Source organism: Streptomyces durocortorensis, from assembly GCF_016901035.1.
In the GTDB taxonomy this organism is placed as follows: Bacteria; Actinomycetota; Actinomycetes; order Streptomycetales; family Streptomycetaceae; genus Streptomyces; species Streptomyces durocortorensis.
Genome location: NZ_JAFEUF010000346.1, coordinates 1 through 5606 on the forward strand (window position 1 = coordinate 1; position 5606 = coordinate 5606).

A 5606-nucleotide genomic window follows, 5' to 3' on the forward strand; every position below is an offset into this window, starting at 1 on the left:
CCCGCCTGCTGGTCCCCGCCTAGCTTCTCTTTATCGCGCACCGGGCGCCGTCTCGCTAAGCGGTTATCGGGCGCCCCCTGGGCACTTGGGGCCGGGTGGGGGGGCGGCTTGGGGGGGGAGGACGGGGTGGGCGGGCTGCCGGGGCAGCACCATCTTCAGGTCGGAGGCGTGGATGCCGATGGCGTGGACCCGGTGGCCCTGGTCGGCGAAGAGGCGGGCGGTCTGGTGCATCCAGCCGGTGACGCCGCCGAGTTCGTCGGTGCTGTTGGAGACGATGAAGATGTCACGGCTCATCGGCCGGCCCCCCGGTCGTGGGGGGGGGTGTGGCGGACGCCCCGGGAGGCGGTGGGCCCGAAGACGGCGGCGACGGCGGCGCGGGCCGCGTCGCCCTGGTCGTAGGTGCCGAACCGCTCTGCGAAGGAACGGCGTTGATCGGCGTACCGGGTGTCGGACTTCTTCAGTTCCGCGAGGGCGGCGAACAGCTCGTCCTGGGTCGCGGCCACCGGCCCCGGGGCCTGCTCCCGCAGGTCGAAGTAGCTGCCGCGCTCGGCCGCGTACGCCTCCAGGTCGGGGGCGAACAGCACGACGGGCCGGTCGAGGAGGGCGAAGTCGAACATGATGGAGGAGTAGTCCGTCACCAACACGTCGGTGATGGCGAGGAGTTCACTGACGTCGTGGTGGCGGGAGACGTCGACGACGGTGCCGGGCGGACAGACCGGCAGCCGGGCCGACTCCAGGTAGTGGGCCCGCACCAGCAGGGTGTGGGTGTCGCCGAACCGCTCCGCGAACTCCCGTACGTCAAGGAGCAGTCGGCTCTTACGCTGCTTTCCGGGGCCGCCGCGGAACGTCGGCGCGTACAGCACGGTCTTCTTGTGATCGTCGAGACCGAGCGCCCCGGCTAGCGGCGGGCGCGGCAGCCTGCCCTCGGCCTCGGAACGGTCGCGCTCCGCGATCAGGGCGTCATTGCGCGGGTAGCCGGTGCGCAGGAGCTTCTCCTCGGGCAGCCGGTAGGCGCGGGCGAGGGTGTTCACGTCGTGCTCGGAGCGGACGAGGAAGTGGTCGAAGCGGTCGACGGCCTGCTGGAGCCGTTCGCGCTGGGGGGCGTTCTGGAGCCGTACGCGGGTCTCGTCGAAGCCCATGCGCTTGTACGCGGATCCGTGCCAGGTCTGGACGTACGTGGTGCGGTCGGGCTTACGGAGGTGCTGCGGGAAGCCCTGGTTGTCGACCCAGTACTCGGCGCGGGCCAGCGCCCACAGATAGCGCCAGGACCAGCGGCGTACGAGGCGGGCGTCGTCCGGGAATCCTGCCGCGGAGGGGTCGTAGGACCAGGTGGCGTGGAGCTTCAGGCCCTGGCGGCGGATCTCCTCGTACAGGGCGCGCGGGCTGTCGCCGTAGCAGGTGCCCATGTGGCTCTCGAAGACGACGGAGCCCCGGCGCACGGGGAGCCGGGTGAGCCAGGTGTTGTAGGCGGGGACCTTGAAGCCCCGGGAGCGGTAGCGGTCGAGGCGCTTGCGCAGGGCCCGGACGAGGAGCTTGGCCTTGCGGGCGGGCCGGAAGCGGGTGGCGTAGCGGATCAGGCGGTGGGTGGTGCGGGCCGGGCGGCGGCGGGCGGTCAGGCGCAGCGCCGGGTGGTCCTTGAGGGTGATGTAGGGCTCCCAGGTGTCCCCGGCGAGCCGCCCGAGCCGGGGCCGCGCGGCGAACCGGACGGCCCCGGCCACCTGGTCCTGCGGGGCGAACAGGTCACTGACACACCGGACCCCGTCGGGGCCTCCAGCCTCCAGGATCAGCCGCGCGTCCCACGCCGTGTCGCGGACGCCGACGGGGCGCAGGCGGCGCGAGACGTCGGCCCGTGCGCGCCAGATGATCCCGTTGCCGTCGTGCCGGACCTCCTCGACCGGGAACGCGACGGCGCGCGCCCCGCCCCGGGCCCGGAACTCCAGGGTGGCGGTGAGAGGGTCGCCGGGGCCGGGTCCGCTGTGTCCGGGCAGCACGAGACGGCCTTCGAGGAGCAGGCGGCCTCCCTCGCCGGCCGAGCAACGGGTGAGCCGGTTCATCAGCCGCATCTCGCCGAACCGGCGGTACTGATGGCCGAGTCCGGTGATGTCGGCGACGGGCTCCTCCGGGTCGTCGCCCCAGGCGACCCGCCCGTCCGCGCCCGTCGTCAGCGGCGCGCACACGGTGGCGGGCCGGCTCAGCGCGTAGGCCGCCGCGAGGACCCCTTCGGCGTCGCCCCCGGCCAGCAGGGTCACGGCGGCCCGCTCCAGCGGCGGCAGGTCCGGCGGGACGGGCCCGGTGAGCGTGCGGGCGGCAGCGGCGGCGACCCGGTCGCGGCGGACGGCGGGCAGCCGGGGGAAGGACCGGACCAGCGGCACCAGATGGTCCCGGGCGAACGCCTTCTCCCGCTCCTCGCGCAGCTCGGGCAGCCCGCGCGCGAGGAGGGTGTTGGCGACCCGGCGGTGGGCCTCGACCAGGGGGGCGAGGTCGCGGGCCCGGTCGGGGACGGCCCGGCCGGTCACGATCAGCCGGCGCACCAGGGCGATCCGGCCGACCGAGGCGGCGGCGAGCGGGCCGAACAGGATCTCGCCGTGCGCCAGGTCCTCCTCGTACCGCAGCCCGTGCCGCCTGGCGGCCTCGCGGCGCAGGCAGAATCCGGTCACCAGGGCGTCCCTGACGACGAGTTCGGGGGCGTCGGTGAAGCGGGCGAGGGTGCGGGAGCGGGCGAACAGCTCGCCCTGCCAGGAGGGTTCCCGCTCCTTGCCGCTCTCGTCGGCGATCCGGCTCCAGCGGCCGGCGATCAGGTCGGCGCGGCTGGTCTCGCCGGCCTGCCAGAGGTTGCGGCAGGCGTGCTGCTGAAGGCGTTCGCCGGTGGCGAGGACCAGGACGTACCGGCCGCCCGCCTCGTCCAGACCCGCGTTGCGCAGGGCTCCGGTGGTGCGGGCTGCCGGGTCGGCGTGGACGAGGCGGACCCGTTCGGGGGCCCGGGCGGCGAGGTTGCGGGCGGCGGTGCGGACGGCCGGGTCGGCGGCGGAGGCGAGGACGACGAGGGCCTCGGAAGCACGCATCGACTGGCCGAGGACGGACTCCACGGCGGCGCGCAGGGCGTCGGCCACGTCGTGGCCCTCGCCGTCCCCGCCCCCGGTGATCACACAGCTGAAGTCGCTCATGCCCGCTCCCCCTCGATCGTCCGGCCGCCCTCGGACTCGCTCTTGAGCATCGCGTCGCCCTCAATCGTCCGATCGCTTTTGAGCATCCGGTCCACCACCCCGGCGGCGGCGGTCCCGTCATCGAGGTCGCAGAACGCCTCCCGGAACCGCTCGTAGGCCTCCCGGTGCCCGGCGGTGGCGGCTTCCGGGTCGCGGAGGGCGGCCACGATCCCGGCGGATTCGGGGATCAGGGGGCCGGGGGCGCGGCGCTCGAAGTCGAAGCAGAAGCCGCGCAGGGTGTCGCGGTAGTGGGCGAGGTCGTAGGTGTGGAAGAGCATCGGGCGGCCGGTCTGCGCGAAGTCGAACATGATCGAGGAGTAGTCGGTGACCAACACGTCGCTGATCAGCAGGAGTTCGGCGACGTCCGGATGGCGCGAGACGTCCCGGACGAAGTCGGTGTCGGGGACGGTCCCGCCGACGAGGTAGTGCCGCCGGACCAGGAGGACGTGGTCGTCGCCGAGGGCCTCGCGGGCGTGCTCCAGGTCGAGGTGGAGGTCGGGGGCGTACCGCCCGCCCTTCCGGGGCTGGTCCTCGCGCCAAGTGGGGGCGTACAGGACCACCCGCCGCCCCTCGGGGATCGCGAGCCGCTCCCGTACGGCGGCGGCGACCTTCGCCCGGTCGGGCGCGTACAGCAGGTCGTTGCGCGGGTAGCCGCACTCCAGGACCTCGCCGCCGTAGCCGAAGGCGCGGCGCAGGACGGGGGTGGAGAAGCTGTTCGGGGAGACGAGGACGCTCCACTGGGCGGATCGCCGTTCCATGGAGGCCATGTACGCGGCGTCGGCGTGCGGGCTGCCCGCGAGGTCGCGGCCGATGCGCTTGAGCGGGGTGCCGTGCCAGGTCTGGACGACGCACTGGCCCTCGGCCCGCTCGAACCACTCGGGGAGGTGGGTGTTGGTGACGATCCAGCGGCTGCGGGCCAGCCCCTCGTACCAGGCGGCACTGTGCAGGGCGACGGCCGTGACGCCCTCGGGGACGGCCGCCTGCTGGTCGCGGACGACCCACAGGTGCTCGATGTCCCCTCCTCGGGCGGCGAGTTCGCGGTAGATGGCGCGGGGCGAGTCGGAGTGCTGGCGGCCGTCGAAGCTGGAGTAGAGGACGGCGGGACGCAGTTGGGCTGCTTCGGTGCCGCGCAGTCCGGCGTACCGCTCGCGCTGGATCCGCTGCCCGTACGGGCCCCGCTGCGCCACCGGGAGGGCGCTGCCGGACTCCAGGACGAGACGGTCGTGGTAGCGCCGCTGGAGGGTGAAGTCGCGTCCGCCGGTGTGCTGTTGTCGCGGGAACGTGGGATGCAGAGGGGTGCTCAGCCGGAGCGGCCGGTACGCCTCCGGGTTCCGCTCCCCCGGCTCGCGCAGGAAGAGGTACCAGCGCCCCTCGGCGAGCGGCAGCGCACCGCCGGTCCCCTCGACGGCGGCGGGTGCGATCACCGCCCGGAAGCCGCCGTCCTCGCCCCGCTCCACATCGACGACGGCTTCCTCCTGGTGGCCGCTGTGGCGCAGGACGAGTTCGTGGGCGGCGCCCATGGGTTCGGGGAAGGTCCCTTCGAGGGTCAGCCCGCCCGGCTCCTCCCATGTGACGGAGGCGACGACGGGCTGGACGGCCCGGTCGGTGAGCACGAGGTCGCCGGAGGGGTTGGGGGCCGCGTACAGCTCACGGCCGCCGGGCAGTGCGTAGCGCCCGTCCGGCCCGTCGGTCCGGGCCGCCACCGTCAACGGCTTTCCCTCGCCGACAAGTTGCACGCCCCAGATGTCGTCCTCCCCGCGGAACGTGCTGAGCGGGATGTCCGCCGCCCGGGAGCCGAGCGAACCGCGCAGGGCGAACTCGCGGGTCTCCTTGGTGCGCCACTCGGTGAGCCTGAGGGCGACCGGTCCGGCGTCGCCGAGGATCTTCACCTCCAGGCGGACGGTGGTGTCCTCGACCGCCGACTGCCCGGTCAGGACGGCGGCGACGCGTTCGGTGCGCAGCTCCAGCTTGTTGCCGGACAGGACGGGGACGATACGGGTCCGCTCGTCGGTGTAGGTCACGGCGGGCGGGGCCGGGGTGCCGACGAGCCGCATGGGCCCCCGGCGCGGCCGGCCCGCGCCGACGACGACGGCCTCCGGTTGCCACGTCGTACGGCCGCTCCTGGCGGTGAGCCTGCGCGGGTCGACGACGGCGGTGAACCCGGCACGGTCGTACCGGTGCAGGGAGCGGCCGGACCGGGCGGTTGCCTCGTCGCCGCCGAGGGGGCGCAGGCGCAGCGGGATCAGCCGCTTCCCGGACCGCAGCCAGCCGAGCCGCGGGGGCCCGCCCGGGGCGTTGCGCACATAGGCGTACCCGGTCAGGTGCAGCAGCCCGTCCCGCCAGACGGCCTCGGTGAGGTGGGCGTGGACGGGGAGGTCGGCGGGGGCCAGCGCGGTGGTGGCG

Annotated in this window: 3 protein-coding genes; all 3 read right to left on the reverse strand. The window is 74.4% G+C overall.

Annotated features, from left to right (window positions below; translation table 11 throughout):
* Nucleotides 1-63 precede the first annotated feature (63 nt).
* Complete coding sequence (locus tag JS521_RS33305; RefSeq protein ID WP_372448640.1) at nucleotides 64-294, reverse strand: hypothetical protein; 231 nt, start codon at nucleotides 292-294, stop codon at nucleotides 64-66.
* Nucleotides 291-3164 (reverse strand): bifunctional glycosyltransferase/CDP-glycerol:glycerophosphate glycerophosphotransferase, encoded by a 2874-nt coding sequence (locus JS521_RS33310; protein ID WP_205086628.1) that lies wholly within the window; start codon nucleotides 3162-3164, stop codon nucleotides 291-293. Before JS521_RS33310 ends, JS521_RS33305 begins: the two co-directional genes overlap by 4 nt.
* On the reverse strand, nucleotides 3161-5606 hold a 2446-nt coding region (locus JS521_RS33315; RefSeq protein ID WP_205086629.1), incomplete at its 5' end, for a CDP-glycerol glycerophosphotransferase family protein. The genes JS521_RS33315 and JS521_RS33310, both read right to left, overlap by 4 nt.